Origin of the sequence: Paenibacillus sp. YAF4_2 (assembly GCF_052113225.1) — a bacterium.
Taxonomy (GTDB): Bacteria; Bacillota; Bacilli; order Paenibacillales; family Paenibacillaceae; genus Pristimantibacillus.
Window position 1 is genome coordinate 212,096 of sequence record NZ_JBFRCT010000011.1, and the last position, 17,877, is coordinate 229,972.

Annotated in this window: 20 protein-coding genes; 7 read left to right on the forward strand and 13 right to left on the reverse strand. The window is 49.7% G+C overall.

Going from position 1 to position 17,877, the window contains the following annotated elements; translation table 11 throughout:
- On the forward strand, positions 1 to 1,059 hold the full coding sequence (locus tag AB4Y93_RS24125) for an anthranilate phosphoribosyltransferase (RefSeq protein WP_441895771.1): 1,059 nt from the start codon (positions 1 to 3) through the stop codon (positions 1,057 to 1,059).
- A 168-nt stretch (positions 1,060 to 1,227) separates the two neighbouring features.
- Here AB4Y93_RS24125 and AB4Y93_RS24130 read toward each other — a convergent pair whose 3' ends face one another.
- The 4 genes from AB4Y93_RS24130 to AB4Y93_RS24145 all read right to left on the reverse strand — a co-directional run bounded on the left by AB4Y93_RS24130 (position 1,228) and on the right by AB4Y93_RS24145 (position 4,162).
- Positions 1,228 to 2,385: a multidrug effflux MFS transporter gene (locus tag AB4Y93_RS24130; RefSeq protein WP_441895863.1), complete on the reverse strand. Its 1,158-nt coding sequence runs from the start codon at positions 2,383 to 2,385 to the stop codon at positions 1,228 to 1,230.
- A 170-nt stretch (positions 2,386 to 2,555) separates the two neighbouring features.
- Positions 2,556 to 2,792 (reverse strand): cold-shock protein, encoded by a 237-nt coding sequence (locus AB4Y93_RS24135; protein WP_167281077.1) that lies wholly within the window; start codon positions 2,790 to 2,792, stop codon positions 2,556 to 2,558.
- Positions 2,793 to 3,032: 240 nt separating this feature from the next.
- Positions 3,033 to 3,368 carry a hypothetical protein gene (locus AB4Y93_RS24140; protein ID WP_441895772.1) on the reverse strand — a complete coding sequence of 112 codons (336 nt, stop codon included), beginning with the start codon at positions 3,366 to 3,368 and terminating at the stop codon, positions 3,033 to 3,035.
- A gap of 95 nt (positions 3,369 to 3,463) precedes the next feature.
- On the reverse strand, positions 3,464 to 4,162 hold the full coding sequence (locus AB4Y93_RS24145) for a pirin family protein (RefSeq protein ID WP_441895774.1): 699 nt from the start codon (positions 4,160 to 4,162) through the stop codon (positions 3,464 to 3,466).
- Between the two features lie 159 nt (positions 4,163 to 4,321).
- On the opposite strand from AB4Y93_RS24145, the gene AB4Y93_RS24150 reads away from it, so the two are divergent.
- Complete coding sequence (locus AB4Y93_RS24150; protein ID WP_167281080.1) at positions 4,322 to 4,498, forward strand: hypothetical protein; 177 nt, start codon at positions 4,322 to 4,324, stop codon at positions 4,496 to 4,498.
- A gap of 130 nt (positions 4,499 to 4,628) precedes the next feature.
- On the opposite strand, the gene yidC is transcribed toward AB4Y93_RS24150, so the two are convergent.
- Together yidC and AB4Y93_RS24160 are read right to left on the reverse strand one after the other, a co-directional pair.
- Complete coding sequence (yidC, locus tag AB4Y93_RS24155; protein ID WP_441895776.1) at positions 4,629 to 5,441, reverse strand: membrane protein insertase YidC; 813 nt, start codon at positions 5,439 to 5,441, stop codon at positions 4,629 to 4,631.
- Positions 5,390 to 5,746 (reverse strand): hypothetical protein, encoded by a 357-nt coding sequence (locus AB4Y93_RS24160; protein WP_441895777.1) that lies wholly within the window; start codon positions 5,744 to 5,746, stop codon positions 5,390 to 5,392. The genes yidC and AB4Y93_RS24160 overlap by 52 nt, the downstream gene beginning before the upstream one ends.
- Before the next feature lie 209 nt (positions 5,747 to 5,955).
- Between AB4Y93_RS24160 and AB4Y93_RS24165 the strand changes: the two genes are divergently transcribed.
- On the forward strand, positions 5,956 to 6,063 hold the full coding sequence (locus AB4Y93_RS24165) for a multicopper oxidase domain-containing protein (protein ID WP_441895864.1): 108 nt from the start codon (positions 5,956 to 5,958) through the stop codon (positions 6,061 to 6,063).
- 30 nt (positions 6,064 to 6,093) lie between these two features.
- Here AB4Y93_RS24165 and AB4Y93_RS24170 read toward each other — a convergent pair whose 3' ends face one another.
- A complete protein-coding gene (locus AB4Y93_RS24170) occupies positions 6,094 to 6,966 on the reverse strand; it encodes a LysR family transcriptional regulator (protein WP_441895779.1) in 873 nt (290 codons plus the stop codon).
- A 125-nt stretch (positions 6,967 to 7,091) separates the two neighbouring features.
- Between AB4Y93_RS24170 and dapA the strand changes: the two genes are divergently transcribed.
- Positions 7,092 to 7,964 carry a 4-hydroxy-tetrahydrodipicolinate synthase gene (gene dapA, locus AB4Y93_RS24175; RefSeq protein WP_441895781.1) on the forward strand — a complete coding sequence of 291 codons (873 nt, stop codon included), beginning with the start codon at positions 7,092 to 7,094 and terminating at the stop codon, positions 7,962 to 7,964.
- Here the strand turns inward: dapA and AB4Y93_RS24180 are convergent, their stop codons facing one another.
- Positions 7,965 to 8,387 (reverse strand): glycosyltransferase, encoded by a 423-nt coding sequence (locus AB4Y93_RS24180; RefSeq protein WP_441895783.1) that lies wholly within the window; start codon positions 8,385 to 8,387, stop codon positions 7,965 to 7,967.
- Between the two features lie 199 nt (positions 8,388 to 8,586).
- Between AB4Y93_RS24180 and AB4Y93_RS24185 the strand changes: the two genes are divergently transcribed.
- Together AB4Y93_RS24185 and AB4Y93_RS24190 are read left to right on the forward strand one after the other, a co-directional pair.
- Complete coding sequence (locus tag AB4Y93_RS24185; RefSeq protein ID WP_441895785.1) at positions 8,587 to 9,561, forward strand: aldo/keto reductase; 975 nt, start codon at positions 8,587 to 8,589, stop codon at positions 9,559 to 9,561.
- A 75-nt stretch (positions 9,562 to 9,636) separates the two neighbouring features.
- On the forward strand, positions 9,637 to 9,831 hold the full coding sequence (locus tag AB4Y93_RS24190) for a hypothetical protein (protein WP_441895787.1): 195 nt from the start codon (positions 9,637 to 9,639) through the stop codon (positions 9,829 to 9,831).
- 56 nt (positions 9,832 to 9,887) lie between these two features.
- Here the strand turns inward: AB4Y93_RS24190 and AB4Y93_RS24195 are convergent, their stop codons facing one another.
- Positions 9,888 to 10,787, reverse strand: a complete 900-nt coding sequence (locus AB4Y93_RS24195) for a LysR family transcriptional regulator (protein WP_441895788.1) — start codon at positions 10,785 to 10,787, stop codon at positions 9,888 to 9,890.
- Between the two features lie 128 nt (positions 10,788 to 10,915).
- On the opposite strand from AB4Y93_RS24195, the gene AB4Y93_RS24200 reads away from it, so the two are divergent.
- Positions 10,916 to 11,959, forward strand: coding sequence for a YeiH family protein (locus tag AB4Y93_RS24200; protein ID WP_441895790.1), 1,044 nt, complete (start codon positions 10,916 to 10,918; stop codon positions 11,957 to 11,959).
- A gap of 1 nt (position 11,960) precedes the next feature.
- Here the strand turns inward: AB4Y93_RS24200 and AB4Y93_RS24205 are convergent, their stop codons facing one another.
- The 4 genes from AB4Y93_RS24205 to AB4Y93_RS24220 form a co-directional block, all read right to left on the reverse strand.
- Positions 11,961 to 13,931, reverse strand: a complete 1,971-nt coding sequence (locus tag AB4Y93_RS24205) for a GTP-binding protein (protein WP_441895866.1) — start codon at positions 13,929 to 13,931, stop codon at positions 11,961 to 11,963.
- A gap of 159 nt (positions 13,932 to 14,090) precedes the next feature.
- The gene (locus AB4Y93_RS24210; protein WP_441895868.1) at positions 14,091 to 16,256 is read right to left on the reverse strand and encodes a bifunctional 2',3'-cyclic-nucleotide 2'-phosphodiesterase/3'-nucleotidase; all 2,166 of its coding nucleotides are present in this window, start codon (positions 16,254 to 16,256) and stop codon (positions 14,091 to 14,093) included.
- 333 nt (positions 16,257 to 16,589) lie between these two features.
- The gene (gene map / locus AB4Y93_RS24215) at positions 16,590 to 17,336 is read right to left on the reverse strand and encodes a type I methionyl aminopeptidase (RefSeq protein WP_441895792.1); all 747 of its coding nucleotides are present in this window, start codon (positions 17,334 to 17,336) and stop codon (positions 16,590 to 16,592) included.
- 169 nt (positions 17,337 to 17,505) lie between these two features.
- Positions 17,506 to 17,736 (reverse strand): hypothetical protein, encoded by a 231-nt coding sequence (locus AB4Y93_RS24220; protein WP_441895794.1) that lies wholly within the window; start codon positions 17,734 to 17,736, stop codon positions 17,506 to 17,508.
- Positions 17,737 to 17,877 lie beyond the last annotated feature (141 nt).

Here is a 17,877-nt window from a genome sequence, read left to right on the forward strand (position 1 = left end):
ATGTTTACAAAACTTTTAAAGGAAGTCGCCCGCGGAAAAAGAGGCGCACGAGATCTTACTTATGAAGAAGCGCTGGAAGCGGCCGACTGGATCATGAACCAGAAAGCAACTCCTGCCCAGATGGGCGCCTTCTTTATAGCCGAGCGTATTAAGATGGAAAGTGTTGAGGAGCTCGAGGCTTTCGTGAACGTTTGCCGTGATGCTGCTTACCGCGCTCCTATCCAAGAAGGATTGGATTGTGCAGGGCCATATGACGGGCGGACCAAAACCTTCTTCGCTTCGTTTGCAACAGCCTTCCTTCTTGCTTCAGCGGGCTTACCCGTTACGCTTCATGGCGCGAAATCGCTGCCGCCGAAATGGGGCGTAACGCTGCTTGATATGCTCGCTGAGCTCGGGATTGGCAAGGAGCAGCTAAAGCGTGACCGCGTTGTACCAACCGCTGCAGCTACTGGCGTGTTGTTTGTTGATACCGAGGAATGGTGCCCGCCGCTGAAGGAGCTGCGAGACATCCGCGAGGAGCTTGGCATGCGTACGGTACTTAACACTGCAGAAAAGCTGATTGATTTCTCCCATTCGCCATACTTGGTATTTGGCGTTTATCACAATACCGTATTTGATCGCATGAGCAAGCTGCTCACCGATCTGCAATACCGCCGGGCCCTGATCGTGCAGGGAGCAGAAGGCTCTGAAGATCTGTTCATCGAGCGCCCAACCCGTACCTATATCGTCGAGAACGGCGAAGCAAGGCTGCATGTTATCGATCCGGAAACCTATGGTCTGGAAACGACACTTCCAGAGCATGTAGAATGGACCGCTGCGGAGCAGATCGAGACCGTCGAAGCTGTTCTGCAAGGGAAAGCCCATATCGGTTACGTGAACCAGGTGCTGCTGAATGCGGCCGTCCGGCTGCGTCTTGCAGATCGCACGGATTCGGTTGAGGAAGCGATATACCAATGCAAAGATTTGCTCGACAGCGGAGCAGCTTGGGAGCGTTACACACAGTGGCGCAGCAGCCTGCTTAGCGAAGAAGCGCCTGCCCCTATCGGCGGCGTTAAGTAAAGTGACATGAAGCACGTTTACTTCGTGCCTGATTCACCAATTTGAGACGCATCCCCCTCCCCTACGATGTACTTTGTACAAGAAAAAGAGCTTCTGACGGCTGATCAAGCCGGTCAGAAGCTCTTTTTTTTACAGTGTAAAATACATGTTGTACGTCCACGAGAGTTTCTAACGCCCCCGCCGAACAAGAAAGACGTAGCTGAGCACAGCCGCCGCTTCAGCTGCAGCAATAACAATCCCCATCGGCTGTGCGGCTTCGCTGCCGCCAAGCCCAACAAGCGGCGCCATACAGGCGCCGAACACAAAGGACAACAGACCAAGCAGCGCCGAAGCGCTGCCGGCAGATTGCTGCTGGTTCTGCATCGCGAGCGAGAAGCTGGCCGTCTGCACAATCCCGACACTCGAGACTACGAAGAATAAAGGCACCAGTACCGCAAATAATCCCCAGCTGGCGATCACCGAGAACAGCAGTACAAGACCACCTGCAAACGCGAGGCCAAGACCTGTCCTTAGCAGTGCCGTTGCACTTACCTTGCCGGCAAGTCTCCCTGCAATTTGGCTTGCAGCGATAATACCCAGACCGTTAATCGCAAAGCATATGCTGTATCCCTGCGGCGATACGCCAAACAGATTCTGAATGACGAACGGTGAACCAGAGATATAAGCGAACATCGCTGCTACAACAAAGCCCTGCGTGAGTGCATATCCCATAAAGATACGGTCTGTCAGCAGTCCTCGGAATTTCAGCAGCATATTGCCGATCCCGCCTTCCGAGCGGTTCTTCTCCTGCAAGGACTCTTTCATTCCGAACCATACAGCAATGAACATGACCATGCCAATCACCGTCAGCACGATAAATACACCGCGCCATTCCGTCCACTTCAAGATTTGTCCTCCGGCAATTGGAGCAGCAATTGGCGCGACCCCGTTCACCAGCATAAGCATGGAGAAAAACTTCGTCATTCCTGCTCCTTCGAACAAATCCCGTACAACCGCACGGGAGATAACAATCCCCGCAGCGCCGCCAAATCCTTGTACAAAGCGCAGCAGCACAAAGGTCTCAATTGACGGAGCTGTTACACAAAGAATAGATGCTGCAATATATACAACAAGTCCAATAAGCAAAGGCTTCCGTCGTCCCCGAACATCACTAATTGGTCCAATAAACAGCTGACCAAGGGAAATACCGAGCAGACATGCCGTTAAGCTGAGTTGGGACATCGACGTCCCTGCATGAAAATCACCTGCCAGCTCCGGCAGCGCCGGCAAATACATATCAATGGAGAGTGGAGCAAATGCAGACAGCGAGCCAAGCAATAGCGCCATCCATAGTACCGCTTTTGGTGCTGCAGCGGGTGTAGAATCCGTACCTTTTATCAAAATCAACACTCCAAACTAACGACCGTTTTATCGCCACAATTCTAATGACGATCGCGCCCCCTGTCAAGACAACAAAAAGAGGACGCCTCCTTAAGAGGCATCCCCCATTACCTATTCTATTCCGCCGTTGCCGTCGTTACGGCAGCGCTTAGCTTCCATTGATCCGTCATATTAACGATCAGTGGAAGCATCTTTTCCCCACTTATCATAGGTGAATGGCACAACAAGCAGGTTGGGGTCTGATCGAATGAGAAGTTGTCGCGCATCCAGCCATTACAGTCATCACTTGTGCATGACCAAATTTTGGTGACAGCCTCTGGAATTTCTTCTTGAATTTTTTTTCGATTGTACATATGGGTACGCCTCCTTCATATGTGAAATATGGTACGGTCTTCATAAACCCCGTCACTTTATCGTGTCTTATACCGCGGATTTCATACATGCGATATCGAACTAATGACGAAAAAAGCCCCTCCACTTCATGTATGAAGCGAAGGAGCTTTATATGTACAAGAATTAAAATTTGGCTTGAACTAGGGACTAAAGTAGTAGTAGTAAATCAGTATTTTTCATTTTAATACTATTTTAAATCATTACATTTTGTATCCGAATTCATTTGGTATATATTCAATGCAGGAAACGGCTGAAAATATCAGTTTTTGCCCGACTGCATCATATCTAACCGTATCTGCCGCGACCGAATACCAGATCTTTAACGTTGGGCGGCCGTCATCATATGTCCGGAAAATAAACACGTTCAGCTCTTGCTTCCATTTCAGGATTTCTTCGATCGCAGGATGCTTTGGTGTGTGTACTGTAAACTGCCATTGATCAGCTGCATGCTCTACCTCATAAGAGACCGATTGCTTCGCCGAATCCACAAAAGTTCTTCCGCCAACGGCGTGTTTAATCAGTAGTGTTTCGTTCATTTTGGGTTCCTCCTGAAAAGAATTACCACCCATTATGGCCTATCAGGGCCATGTGTGATAATTCTTACTTCGTAAGCATTATTCACTTCATGTTCTTATGGCAGATCAATCAGCATAACAAAAGCGGGCTCTTCGGCTGACAGCACAAAATCCGGTTCAAACTCTGCACGGATCGAATCCTTAGGCCCCATCGCAATATCATTCAGATTGAGCTTTCCTTCCAGCACCATCACGAATGCACGGCGACCCGTCTTCTGGTGGAAAAAGATCCTTCTTCCCGGCTGAAGACGTCCCAAATATATCGTCATATCCTGATTAATACTCGCTGTCCCTGCAGCTCCATCCGGTGTTACAACCGGCACCAGAGCATTCTGAAGCTTCTCTTCATCATAACTGGCCATCTCGTATGAAGGTGCAATCCCCCGCTCCTTTGGCATAAACCAAAGCTGCAGAAAACTGCCTTCCTCCGTATCGGAATCGTTATATTCAGCATGGATAATCCCAGTACCGGCAGACATACGCTGCACTTCGCCAGCAGACGTCACTTCAATATTGCCAAGGTTATCTTCATGTTTCAGTCTTCCTGTCAAAGGAATCGTTACGATCTCCATCTCGCTGTGCGGGTGAGCGCCAAAACCGCGCCCTGGCGCAATCTGGTCATCATTCAGTACACGCATAACACCAAAGCTCGAGTTGTCAGGATCGAAATATTCCCCAAACGAGAAGCTTTGCGCGCTGCGCAGCCACCCCAAATCAACGGCATGGCGAGCGCTGGCCGGAAAAAGTTTCATCATCGAAAAAGTTCCTCCTTTTATTCGATTGTGCCGATCTATATCCCTTATTCTATTGTAACCGTTGATGGACAGGCATACTATGCCAAGGCTTGCTTATGTATTCGAGAGAAAAGGTAAAGGGCAACCTAACGACAGACTTGGAAGGAGTGTGAATGGACGATGGACAACAAGGATGATCTCGTAACGGAGAGAGATATCGATCCGAAATTCGGCTTGTTTACAGAGGAGATGCCACAAATGGTCTTGCCGGACGCAACAAGCAAGCTGATCGATAGATATCCGAAAAAGGGCAAAGCAGCTCCGCCTCCCAGCGGACCAGCTGACGGCTCGCGGTAAGGAGCTAATTCAAGTATAGCATCTACAAAGTGCGGGAAACAGCCCCCCAATAACGAATATCGCCATAAACGTGGGTTTTTGAGAAAAAAAGGACGCATCCCCTGTACATAACAAGGAATGCGTCCTCCTATTATTTCGCTTGAGCGATTTTTGTATCCGTGGTTGTCGTTAATGTAGGGTACATCCGCTTCGATACCAGGGTCTGAATAATCATGAACGTCCCCCCCACTACCCAGTACAACGGCACAGCTGCCGGAGCGCTGAACGAGAAGACCATCATCATAACCGGCGAGAGAAGGCCAAGCATCGCCATTTGCTTTTGCTGTGCAGGGTCTGCGCCAATCTGCGACACACGGAACTGCACATAATAGATAGCTCCGGCAAGGAACGGCAGAACATGATCCGCAGTACCAAGCTGGAACCACAGGAATGTATGCTGCGCAAGCTCCGGTGTCATTTTGATCGCATAATACAAGCCTGTCAGAATCGGCATTTGGATAAGCATCGGCAAGCAGCCGATCGACATCGGATTAAATTGATGCTGGCTGTACAGCGCCATCGTTTCTTTTTGAAGCTTTGCTTGATTTTCCGGCGTCTTCTCTTTGTATTTCTCCTTCAGCTTGTTAAGCTCTGGCTGCATAACACTCATCTTCTGCTTCATCGTCTGCTGACCTTTGTATTGGCGGAGCATGAGCGGCAGCAGCACAATTCGCACGAGCAGCGTCATAATAATGATCGCAATGCCGTAACTGTCGCCGAAAAACGAAGCGATATGCTGAATCAAATACGAGAACGGAAATACGACATAGTGATTGAAAAAGCCCGGCGTATCGGAATCAATCGTTCCTTTTGCCCCGCAGCCGCTGACGATAACCAGTAGTGCGATTGCTGCTAGAATTCTATATTTTTTAGAAAAAGCGGTGAATGCATTGTTCTTTCCCATAAAAATCCTCCTCGTTTGTGTACATGCTGTGCGGCATTCTCAAACGAGGAGTTACAATCCGCTGAATCACCATCCGGCGCTTCTTTTCTCTTAATTCGCCGCGTAAGCCAATGCTGAATTCGTCCCAAGCGGTTGATCACTACCACAATCGGAACGATCGGTTCCCATATGATGCGCTTCTGAATGGTGCTGAATTCTGTATCCATCGAATGATGAGCGAAATACGCCGCGTAGGCAATCGAGCACAATATACTAATCGAGAATATATACGGGATTAAATCATGCAGCTCATGCAGCTCTAACAATGCATTCACCTCCTTGTCATTAATTTGCTAATGTTATACGGCTGACAGCCGGCAAACGTTTCTTCCCCCGGCCGGCCCAAAGTCTAGTTCGAGTCCCTTCCTGAGACAGCTAAGGCGGATGACCACCCGGGCTACATTGAACTATGACTATATTATCACATTCGAGACAAGTTAGCTTCTTGGAATCAGATGTACTATTTTCCGCGGTGATGCCAGGAGAAACTTACACCTATCGATTTGTTGCCGAGCTGGCCGGCTCGTTCTGGTACCAATCCCATCAGGATTCGAAAAACAAAAAAAACGCTTGGACTCTCTGATTAGAGAATCTAAGCGTCTTTATATTTTGATTATCTGCCGCCGAGAAGCTGAATAAAGGACTCCAGTGGCTGGGACATCCATTTGCGGGGATGAATCATGTATTGCAGATCAAAACGGATGTCCGGGTGTTTAAACGGCAGCGCAACGAGTCTGCCTTGACTAAGTTCATCAGCAACGACCATTTGCGGGAGCAGCGCAAGACCAAGACCGTTCATCACACACTGCTTCACGGCCTCCGGATTGCCAAGCTCGAACAAAGCTGTGAAAGTAATGCCGCCTTCCTTCAGCACCTTCTCGAACATCCCGCGGTACATGCAGCTTTCCTCTGACATAATCAATTCCGCGCCGTTCAAATCATCAAGCTCCATATGGGTCATATTGGCGAGTGAATGACTATTCAGCGCAACCAAGACAAGCGGCTCTTCCCGGATTGGCTCGCAGCGAAGTACCGAATCGGCTTTTTTAGCATCAAGCAGCAGTCCAATATCATACTCTCCATCTTTTACTTTACTCACGATATTGGACTCCTGATCCGGATGCAATTGGATGGTCAACTCCGGGAAAAGCTGACGAAGCTGCTGCAAGTAAGGCGGTAGAAAATAGGCTGAGAGGGAGTCAATCGCACCAATAACGAGCGTGCCTCCTGCATAACCAGCTACCGTCTCTTTAGATTGGTCATATAACTCTAGCATCTGAATCGCCAGCGCAAACAGCTTCTCACCAGGCGGTGTAAGGCGCATCTGCCTGCCATGCCGCTCCAGCAGCGGTGCGCCGTACTCTTTTTCCAGCTTCTGAATTTGAATCGTAACACTAGACTGCGCATACCCAAGCTCCTCTGCAGCCCGTGTAATACTCCGCCTTCTCGCCACCTCGCAAAAGGTCTGCAAATAAGCCAGCTCCATACCAACACCTCTATCGCTGTCAATTATTCATATTATTGATGAACCTCATGAAACATTATAGATAACTGTAATACTTCTGACATGCTACAGTAAAGACAGAAGTTCCATACAAGGAGGCGCTGTTTATGTTAAAGGAACAAGATTTGCAAGGCATTTATGTACCTGTTGTGACGCCGTTTCTGGCAAATGGAGAATTGGATCTGGCTTCATTCGAGCTTTATGTGGGGAAATTGCTTGGGGATAGAGTGAATGGCATTGTGGTCAATGGAACGACGGGTGAAGCACCCACCATAACGGTCGAAGAATGGATTTCCTTAGTAACATCCGCAATTGATCTCGGTAAAACCAAGAACAGCCCGGTAATCGTTGGAACAGGTACGAACGATACCGCCTCATCGGTACGGCGGACAGCGCTCGCCGGGGAGCTTGGCGCCGATGCGGCGCTTGTTGTTGTCCCTTATTACAGCAAGCCTTCACAGGAAGGCATAATCGAGCACTATCGGCAGGCTGCAAGCACCGGCGTCCCCATCATCGCGTATGAGATTCCGTCCCGCACCGGTGTTCGGCTTACACCAGACACAGTCCGGTCTATTCTTGAACTTGACGGTGTCATCGGAATCAAAGACAGCTCCGGCGGTGTCGAGCTTATGCTTGAGCTTTCCCGCAGCGGCAGCCATAAGCCGGTCTTATGCGGCGAAGACGCTTATTTTCATACCATGCTATGTTGCGGAGCAGCTGGCGGCATACTGGCTTCCGCGAATGTCCGTACATCGTCATTCGCACAAGTGTATGAGCAGCTCCGCCAAGGCCAGCTGGAAGCAAGCAGGCAATCTTTTCTCACACTCCTGCCGCTAATCCGGCTCTTGTTCGAAGAACCAAATCCCGCTCCCCTGAAATGGCTGCTGGCGGAGCAAGGCATCATTGCCACAGACGTAGTCCGGCTGCCGCTTACTTCCATCTCGGAAAAATTACAGCAGCACCTTGCTTCCTGGCTATAGCTATAGTCCTGCAGGTATCGCATCCCATAACGGAGAATGTGTGAAACCCTCCATCGCGCGGATTGTATAGTCAGGATGATTGGCCCGATAGACTAGGCTAGCTCCCCGGTCTATCGGCTTCACTTCCATGATAGCAATTCTCGTTCCCACTGCATGGTCAACACCAGCTGAAATAGCAGCTGCATGGCCGCAGCGATCGGACAAATAGATGACTCTTACCCGAACATCCGCCGCGCAAAATACACGCAGCATTTCGGCTGAACGATCCGTACTTTGATTATCAACAAATATAAATTCATAACTAGCGGCGGTAGGCTTCATGATTTGCTTGAGGCGCTTATAAGCGCCGAATAGCGCTTCCTCGTCATTACAGACCGGAACGATAATCGAATAGGCAACCGGCAGACGCGTCATTTTCCCCATCCCCTCCGATACAAAGTATTGCACCCTACTAGTAATATAATCTATACAGCTTAAATCTCCCTTAATTTAGTATAAGTAAACGCTTTACTTTTATGCCAAATATAGAAGACAAGCTTACTAAAAATATAGCATCTCATAAGCTCGTTTTGCTATACTAACTGCAACGAATTTTACCTTGAACCTAAACGGAGGGATAGCGATGTTATACAACCGGCTTGGAGGAAGTGGACTTAAAGTGTCTGCACTTGGACTCGGCACGAATTCTTTTGGCTCACGTGCTGACGAAACAACCTCAGCCCGCATTCTCCACCATGCGATCGACCGCGGGATTAACTTTATTGATACTGCCAATATTTATTCCGCAACTGCATCGGAATCCATTATCGGTACTGCACTGGAAGGCAGACGGCATGAAGTTGTGCTCGCAACCAAAGCAGGCCTAGTAAGAGGTGATGGTCCAAATGCAAAAGGCTCCTCCCGCTATCACCTGATGCAGGAGCTGGAAGGAAGCCTGACACGGCTGAAGACCGATTATGTCGATCTATATCAGATTCATACGTTTGATTCTGAGACGCCGCTCGAGGAAACGCTGCGTGCGCTTGAGGATATGGTCCGCTCCGGCAAAGTGCGTTACATTGGAGCATCCAATTATGCAGCATGGGAGCTCATGAAAGCTCTTGGCATCAGCGACCGCCTTGGGCTCAGCCCGTTTGTCTCGACGCAGACAAGCTATTCGCTCGCAGACCGGACGCCGGAGCGTGAGCTTGTCCCCGTCTGTCTCGACCAAGGAGTTGGCATTATTCCCTACTTCCCGCTTGCAGGCGGGATTCTGACAGGCAAATACCGTGCTGGTGAAGCAGCTCCTGCGGGCTCACGTGCGGAAACAAATCCAGGGTTCACCCGCTTCTTTGCAGAAAACAACCTTGCACTTGGCCGCCAGGTCAGCGAACTGGCAGACAAGATTGGCTGTTCCGCCAGTGTATTGTCACTTGCCTGGCTGATGAGGCAGCCTGCTGTCTCCACCGTCATTGTAGGTGCTACGAGTACAGAGCAGCTGGAGCATAATTTGGACAGCGTTACCTTGCCACTTGATGCCGCAGCATTAGAGGAACTGGATGCATTAAGCCAGTCCTTCCGTAACGGAGAACCGTTTGCCGTGTACCGGCTGTCATAACCATTCCGTAACAACAATTACTATGACGGCTCGTTCCGATGGAATGTTGCCATTACTTGGCTGGTTTCAGGAATTTTGGCAGGTGTCATTTTTCTAGCTATAGATAGAGCGCTCGAGCTTCTTGAGACCATTGCCATTCATACAGCAGCCTCGAGAGAAACCACCGTTAACGCAGAAGATACGAAAGGCTCGTATCCCGAGACGGGCAGAGTTGCGAAGCCTACACTCGAATCACTGAGTAAATCTCACACTTTCAAAAATACGGATTAAATAATCAAAACAGCGTACCACCCTGAGTGGCACGCTGTTTTTGGTGTTAATTGCATTTACGCCTGCTCCGGCAGGCCCTTCTTCGTTCGTAAAATATCGATAAACAGCTCCGTCGCCTTCGTCTGCTGCTGATGGAGCCCAGTAAGCAGCGAGAAGTCGCGTTCAATCGGCCTGCCGCCAACTGTCAGTTTGGATATAGTGCCAAGCGCAATCTCTTTCCTCACTGCCCAATGCGAGAGCAGCGAGATGCCAAGACCAGCCTCTACCGATTCTTTAATAATCTGCGTACTGCCAAATTCCATACGGTTAGTCGGCTGAATGCCCTGCTCCAGAAACATCCGTTCCGTCACCTCACGTGTGCCCGATCCCTCTTCCCGGACAATCCATGTCTCCTGCTGCAAACTGGCGGAATCGATGTCATAAGCCGCTCCAAAAGGATGCGAGGAGGCCGCTACGACGACATACATTTGATCCTTGGCAAAAGACTCCGCATGCAGCTTCTCATGCTCAAGCTCCCCTTCAACAATGCCAATATCCAGCCTTCCTTCGGAAACCAGCGTACTGATTTCCTTTGTATTGCCAATCGTAATGGTTGGCTTAATAAGCGGGTAATGCTTCTGTAAATAGGCAATCGTATGCGGAAGTACATATTCGCCAAACGTATAGCTTGCGCCGATGGACAGCGAGCCGCTTGCTGTATGCATCAGATCATCAACAAGCCGGTGCATGCGCGTATACAGACCCTCGATCTCCTTGCCATGCCTGTAAACGATCTCCCCCGCTTTATTCAAGCGGACGTATTTGTTGCTGCGATCCAGCAGCTTCGTGCCGATACTGCTCTCAAGTGCTTGAATGTGCTGACTTACCGCTGGCTGGGTCATATGAAGCGCCTCCGCGGCACGAGTGAAATTATGCTTCTCCGCTACCGTCATAAAGACAAGCAAGGATTGATCCAATACCATCCACCTCAATTTAATCATAAGCTTCTGATTATCATGATTATTATAACTATTTATTTTTCTTATTATAAGGCGTCAAGTAAACTTAGCTCATCAGCAAATAATAATCTTCGAGGTGATGACAGATGAGCACGCTAGTCCAATATATTCTCACACCTAAAAATAAACGCCTTATCCCGCTGCTCGAGTGGTTATGCGGCTTGATGTTCACCGTTGCCATCGCTTTCGCAGCCTATGAGCTGGCCCGGCTACCTGGCCTTGATCATATCGGTCAGATGGCGATTGCTTTGACAGGAACGGTCATTGCCCGCCAATTCTTCGGTTACCCGGAGCGGCTTCGTGCGGGTATACAATTCGCTTCCAAACAGCTGCTCCGTCTTGCGATTATATTATGTGGCCTTAAACTCAATTTCGGCACGTTGCTCCATCAGGGACCTATCCTTCTGCTGCAAGGAGCCGTAACGGTGGTGTTCGCCATCGGATGTACACTTCTGGTTGCCCGCAGACTAAAGGCAGATAACTCGCTGTCCCTCCTGCTGGGCATTGGCACCGGCATTTGCGGGGCGGCTGCTATTGCCGCTGTCTCGCCGATCTTGAAAGCAAAAGAGGAGGATACAGCCGCTGGTGCCGGGCTAATTGCCCTGATTGGCACGTTAGCGGCCATCGGATATACCGTTCTCCTTCCTGTACTGCCCCTGACAGATGCCCAATATGGCGTATGGAGCGGCCTCACTCTGCATGAGATTGCACATGTTCCGCTTGCGGCAAGTGCTGCCGGTCCAGATGCCGTAGAGACAGGTCTCTTGGCGAAGCTTAGCCGCGTGCTGTTATTAGTACCCGTAAGCTTTATCCTGCTCTTGATCATGAAGCGCCGGGGCCACATCACCTCCGGAACAACCGTTACCTTCCCTTGGTTCCTTATCGGCTTTGTTCTGATGAGTGTGCTCGGAAGTGTGACACCCGGCACAGCATTCGAGATACCGGCCCATGTGATGGCCATACTACAACAGGCTCCGGCCTTCCTGCTTGCGATGGCGATGGTTGGCCTTGGCCTTCACGTAGACCTCCGCACCTTGTGCACCAAGGCTCTGAGACCCCTGGCGGCAATGGCCATCACAACGGTTCTGCTATCTGCCCTAACATTGCTCCTCATCCAGTATGTCTACTAAATTAACCTTGCAGCGCCTTGCGTACGCTTAATATATACTTTGATTGGTCGAGTGGATTAACACCGCGCCTTGTACGCTCTGCCGTTACATCCGGTGGACATTCTTCATAACCGTCGAAAAAGGTAGCGATCGTTCCTCGTCCCTTTGTCAGCGAATTCAGCTCCATCGGGTATTCAAGCGAAGTAGCCGCAGGCACACGCCCTTCAATAATCAGCCGGTCGCCCTGAAGCGTTGGCGCATCAAATGAACCGCGCATCAAAACAAGATCATTCATGACGCGCCCGCCATTCTCCTCCGGTACGACAATCCGGAACTGCAGCACCGGTTCCAGCAGCTTCGTGCCAACTGAATTAAGCCCGTTCATAATCCCCATTGGCGTGGCCACCGCAAAATCAAGCGGATGCGTATGCCACACATGATGCTGGCCTTCGATCAGCGTTACCTTCAGATCGACGACCTCCCAGCCCCTCAGCCCTTGCTGCAGTGCTTCGGGCACACGTCTAGCTACCTCATTCTGATATTGCGGAAGCAGATCTTCCGAACGAACGAATGCTTCGTATTGCAAGCCGCTTCCACGTTCTCCAGGCTCAATACGGAACCGCAATATCGCCCAGCAAGGCTTCGGCATTAAATACGCAACATAACCTTCCCCAGCCTGACTTGGCGTCTCTTTATAAATAACAGACGGCTGTCCGAACTGTACCTGCAGACCATACCGATTCTCCAGCACACTCGTCAGAATCTCAAGCTGAATCGGACCCATCACCTTCACATGCAGCTCCCGCTCCTCCTGCAGCCACTGTACATCCAGCAGCGGATCCTCGTCGGACAACTCTTGAAGAGCTCGTACCATAGCTGGATATTGCTGCTGATCTGTCCAATGGGCCTGTACCGTGAGCAGCGGCACAGCAAGCCGTACTTCCTCCGGCACAGCATCAGGAACACCGATGATATCCCCGATCCGCACATGCGACATCCCGCATACAGCCGCGATATCGCCCGCCTCCAGCACGCCAAGATCCTCCGAGCGGCTGCCTTCGACCTTGCGGATCTGTGTAACCTTTTCCTCCATATTCTGCGTATAGTTCCTTATGACGTCACGGTTGCGCATCGTCCCTTCATACAGTCGGACATATGCCATCCTGCCCATCGTCTTATCCCGCTCGATCTTGAATACAATTCCTGACAACGGTGCACTCGCTTCACCACCAGGCTCAGGCAAGTAATCGATGATGGCGTCCATCAGCTCGGTTACTCCAATGCCCTTGCCCGAAGCGCCATATAACACAGGAAAAAGCTCCGCACGCTTCGTCATCTCCGCGGCACGATTCTTCCAATCTTCCGTTTCGCCGCTGATATAACGCTGGAGCAGCTCTTCCTCACGCTCCGCAACCGCTTCCACTAAAGCAGTTGAGGCTGCCTCATCAGCTTCCTGCCCCCATAAGTCTACGGAGCCTTTGAATTGCTGCTCATTACCAAGCGGCTGTTGTACCTCTATAAGATCAGGCGACAGATAGCTGCGAATATCACGCAGTACCAGCTCACGGTCGGCCCCGATCCGGTCCATTTTATTCATATAAATAATCGTTGGAATACGGAGCTTATGCAGCGCGCTCCAGATCATCTCTGTCTGTGCCTGCACGCCTTCCACCGCTGATAGAATAAGCACGGCGCCATCCATAACACGCAACGAACGCTCTACCTCTGACAAAAAATCGACATGCCCTGGCGTATCCACCAAATTAATATCCGTATCCCGCCATACAAAAGAGGTCGTTGCTGCACGTACAGAAATGCCGCGCTCCCTCTCAACATCCAGCCAATCCGTAAGCGTCGTTCCTGCATCTACACTGCCCAGCGCACGTGTTCGTCCACTCGCAAACAGCATATGCTCCGTTGTTGTTGTTTTTCCCGCATCCACATGTGCGAAGATGCCTACATTGCGCCGTTTGGCGCCGCCCTTTCCCGTCATCGGTTCTGGTTCTCCTATTCTTGCCGCCGCTGCCCGGCAGCCTGTTCTTACGACTAGCGTAAACCCGGCTGGGGAAAGCGTCAATCCTAACAAAAAAACTGCCCCAGCAAAAAAAGGATGACTCCTGATCATGTCAGGAATCATCCTTTTGCCACACTTCTATTTACTTGCTGGAATTAGAATCTTTTGACCGACGTAAATCCGATTCGGATTTTTCAGCTTGTTATATTTCGCAACCTTCTGCCATGTCGTGCCGTATTTGTTCGCGATTGCCCATAGCGTGTCGCCCTGCTTCACGATATAGACGATATCCGCTGGAGCCTCCGGCTTAGGCTCTGGTTTTGGTTCCGGCTTAGGATCTGGCTTCACCGGTGGTTTCGGATCTGGTTTTGTTGGCGGCTGTGGAACGGTTGTCGCTGGTGCGGCAAAGCTCAGCTTAAACTCTGCATAACCATCTTCCGTAGCCCCTACATAAGCAAGCGACTTGATAGACTCCGCAGCACTCTTCGCATCTGGCGATGTCTTAAAGGATACATTCACTTTATCGTTGATCGGCGCAAGCGACCAGTTGCCGTCGGCTGCAGGGTCGATCGTCTTGAACGAACGAATGTAGTCGATGATAACCTGACGGTTCTCATCCGGCGAAGCCAGTATGATTCGTTTTCCGTCCGGATTGGCGAATTTACTTGATGATGCACGATAGTTGTTCGATGCAACAACAAACTTTTGAGCTGGATCAATTGGTTTCCCTTTGAATTGCAAGTTTACGATCCGGCTGGAGCTCGCATTCAACACATCTCCGGTACCTGTATATTTTGCCGGCTTCGATACATCAATCTGGTACGTTACGCCATCGATAACATCAAAGTTATACGTTGGGAAGTCATAGTTGATCAGTTCCTGTTTCGCCGTAGCTGCCGGGTCAATCGTATTAAACTGTCCTGCCGACCACTCCAGCCACTCCTTCAGCTCTGCACCCGTTACGAGTACAGCATTAACCGTATTTGAATACAGGTAAAGGTCGGCTACGTTCTTAATGGCGATGCTGCCTGTAGGAATGTTGGTGTAGTAGCCCGGACCTTGACGTCCGCCTGCCTTGAACGGTGCACCCGCCGACAAGACCGGTATACCTTCGTAATCGGTGCCTTGCAGCTGCTGCTCGACATACCATTTCTGCGCATTCGTCACAATCTGGATAGATGGGTCATCCTGCACCAGTGCGAAGAAGCTGTTGATTGGTGCTGTTGTTGTCCCTACCGGACCACGTACATAATCAAGTGTATGCTGATGATCTTCTGCTACCGCATCCAGCACTTCTTGGTCGGCATCCACAAGCGGCTTCTTATTCACTGTATCGTAGATCGGCTTCACAGCCGTCTTCGAATTGGCAACGGTCCATTTGCCATCCGTCAGCTGCAGGGTCAGATCAATAACCCCGAGGTTATTACCCCAGAAGCCTGGCTCCACCGCCGGTACCCCGTTAATGGTACCCTTCTCCAGATCAATGCCTGTCTTACCCTCGAATGATTTGTCTGGGAATACCTTATGCGCATGCCCGAACAGGATAGCATTAATATCTTTCACTTTGCTCAAATAAAGCACCGAGTTCTCCATCAGCTCCGTCTGAGCAATATCCTCAAAGCCGGAATGCGGGATGGCGACAATAATGTCGGCCCCTTTTGCTTTCATCTCTGGCACGTATTTCTCTGCCGTCTTCACGATATCTTTTGTGATAACCTTACCTTCGAGCTTCGCTTTATCCCACTGGAGGATTTGCGGCGGCACGAAGCCGATTACCCCCACCTTCAGCTTATGGACCGCGCCGCTCTCGTCCTTCACTTCTTTGTCGAGAATAAGATAAGGAGTAAATAAGTTCTTATCGTTGGATTCATCTTTATCGCCGTCATCCACATACACATTGGCATTTACATAAGGGAAATCAGCTCCGGCGAGCGAGTTTTTCAAAAAGTCGAGTCCATAGTTAAACTCATGGTTCCCGATATTGCCCGCATCATAATCAAGCAAATTAAGCGCTTTGTAGACCGGATGAGTCTCCCCTTGCTGCAGCGGATCTACCGTCGCAACATAGTCTCCCAGCGGATTGCCTTGAATCAAGTCACCATTGTCGAACAAGAGGCTGTTCGCCGCATCTTCCCGCGCCTGCTTGATCAGCGTTGCTGTCTTGGCAAAACCATACTCATCCGTAGGCTTGTCCGCAAAATAATCATAGTTGACGATGTTCACGTGCAGGTCTGTCGTCTCCAATATCCGAAGCTGTACCGTTGCCCCGTCTCCTGCAGCAGACGCCATCGCAGAAAAAGGCATAACGGTTAGGCCAGCCGTTACCGCTGTTGCAAGGGTTCGTTTCCATGTTTTCTTTCTTAATTTCAACAAACAAAATCCTCCCTCTCTATCCCTATTTGTCGATACTCACCTTACATAGTTATGTAACGATTGGTAGAAGGCGGCATCATTTTCCTCATTTTAGGGGAAGAATTCTGAATTGTCACGCAATTATTTTGTAAATTTATTACTGATTATGTAAGGTTTTCATTCGTTCAGAGAGGGTGTTGAACAGATGTAAAATAAAACATGAAAAAAGGGGATTTCCGCATAGACGGTGCGAACTGTCCAGACGAATATCCCCTTATTTTTCTCTTATTGTTCCGTCAAGATGATTGGACCATTCGCTGTAATCGCAATAGTATGCTCATACTGCGCAGACAGCTTGCCATCTCTCGTGCGTGCTGTCCAGCCGTCCGAATCGATCTTCATTTGGTAGGTGCCTACATTAAGCATAGGCTCGATGGTGAAGACCATACCTTCTTTGATACGCGGGCCTTTGCTTGGCGGCCCGTAATGCGGCACCTGCGGATCCTCATGCATCTCCTGACCAATGCCATGGCCAATAAAGTCACGGACGACCGAGAAGCCTTCGGCTTCGGCATAAGCCTGAATCGCATGGGACACATCGCCGATCCGGTTGCCGACAACCGCTTGCTCGATACCCTTGTACATGGATTCTTTGGTTACCCGCAGCAGACGATCCGCTTCTTCCGAAACATTACCAACGGCATACGACCATGCGGAATCCGCAAGCCAGCCGTTCAAGTTAACGACCATATCAATCGTTACGATGTCGCCGTCCTTCAGCTTCTCTTTCTTCGGAAACCCGTGACAGATCACATCGTTTATCGATGCACAGGTTGCGAATTGATAACCTTTATAGCCTTTTTGCTCAGGCGTTGCCCCGTATTGCTTCATAAGCTTCTCAGCAAATTGATCAATTTCATGGGTCGTAATGCCAGGTGCAATCAGCTTGGCAATTTGTCTATGGATTTCGGCTAAAATTTTGCCGGCTTCATGCATGCGGTTAATTTCCGCCTCAGTTTTAATTATAATCATGTATGCTTCTCCCTCTTATGGTTGTAATAATGAGCATACCAAAGCGACAAGCTTACATGCAAATACTATCTCTTCCTGCTATAACGTATAAATCCTTAAAAATAAAATAATCCCCTTCGCATGCGAAGGGGATTATTGGGTTAAACGTTTATTTGTAAAATGACCGTAATCATTGTTCTTCTGCTTCGTCATCGGATGCTTCTTCAGCATCAACCTCTGCTTCTTCGGAAACAGCAGCTTCTTCCTCAGCTACCGCTGCTTCTTCTTCAGCTGCCTCAACTGCTTCTTCTTCAGCAGCTGCTACAACTTCTTCAGCAATTTCTTCAGCAGCTTCTTCTGCTGCTTCCACTTCTTCTACGGATTCTTCCGCAGCTTGAACTACTTCTTCTTCTTGGCTCATCTTGCTCACCTCCTATTAACTTATACCTTAATTGTAGCGCTTTCATAGAACTAAACAAGAGGTGTAAAATGTCGGAATTAGAGAGATTATGACTAAACCGACTTATTTTTTACAACACTGGACTTTAGTCGGGTTCCAGTT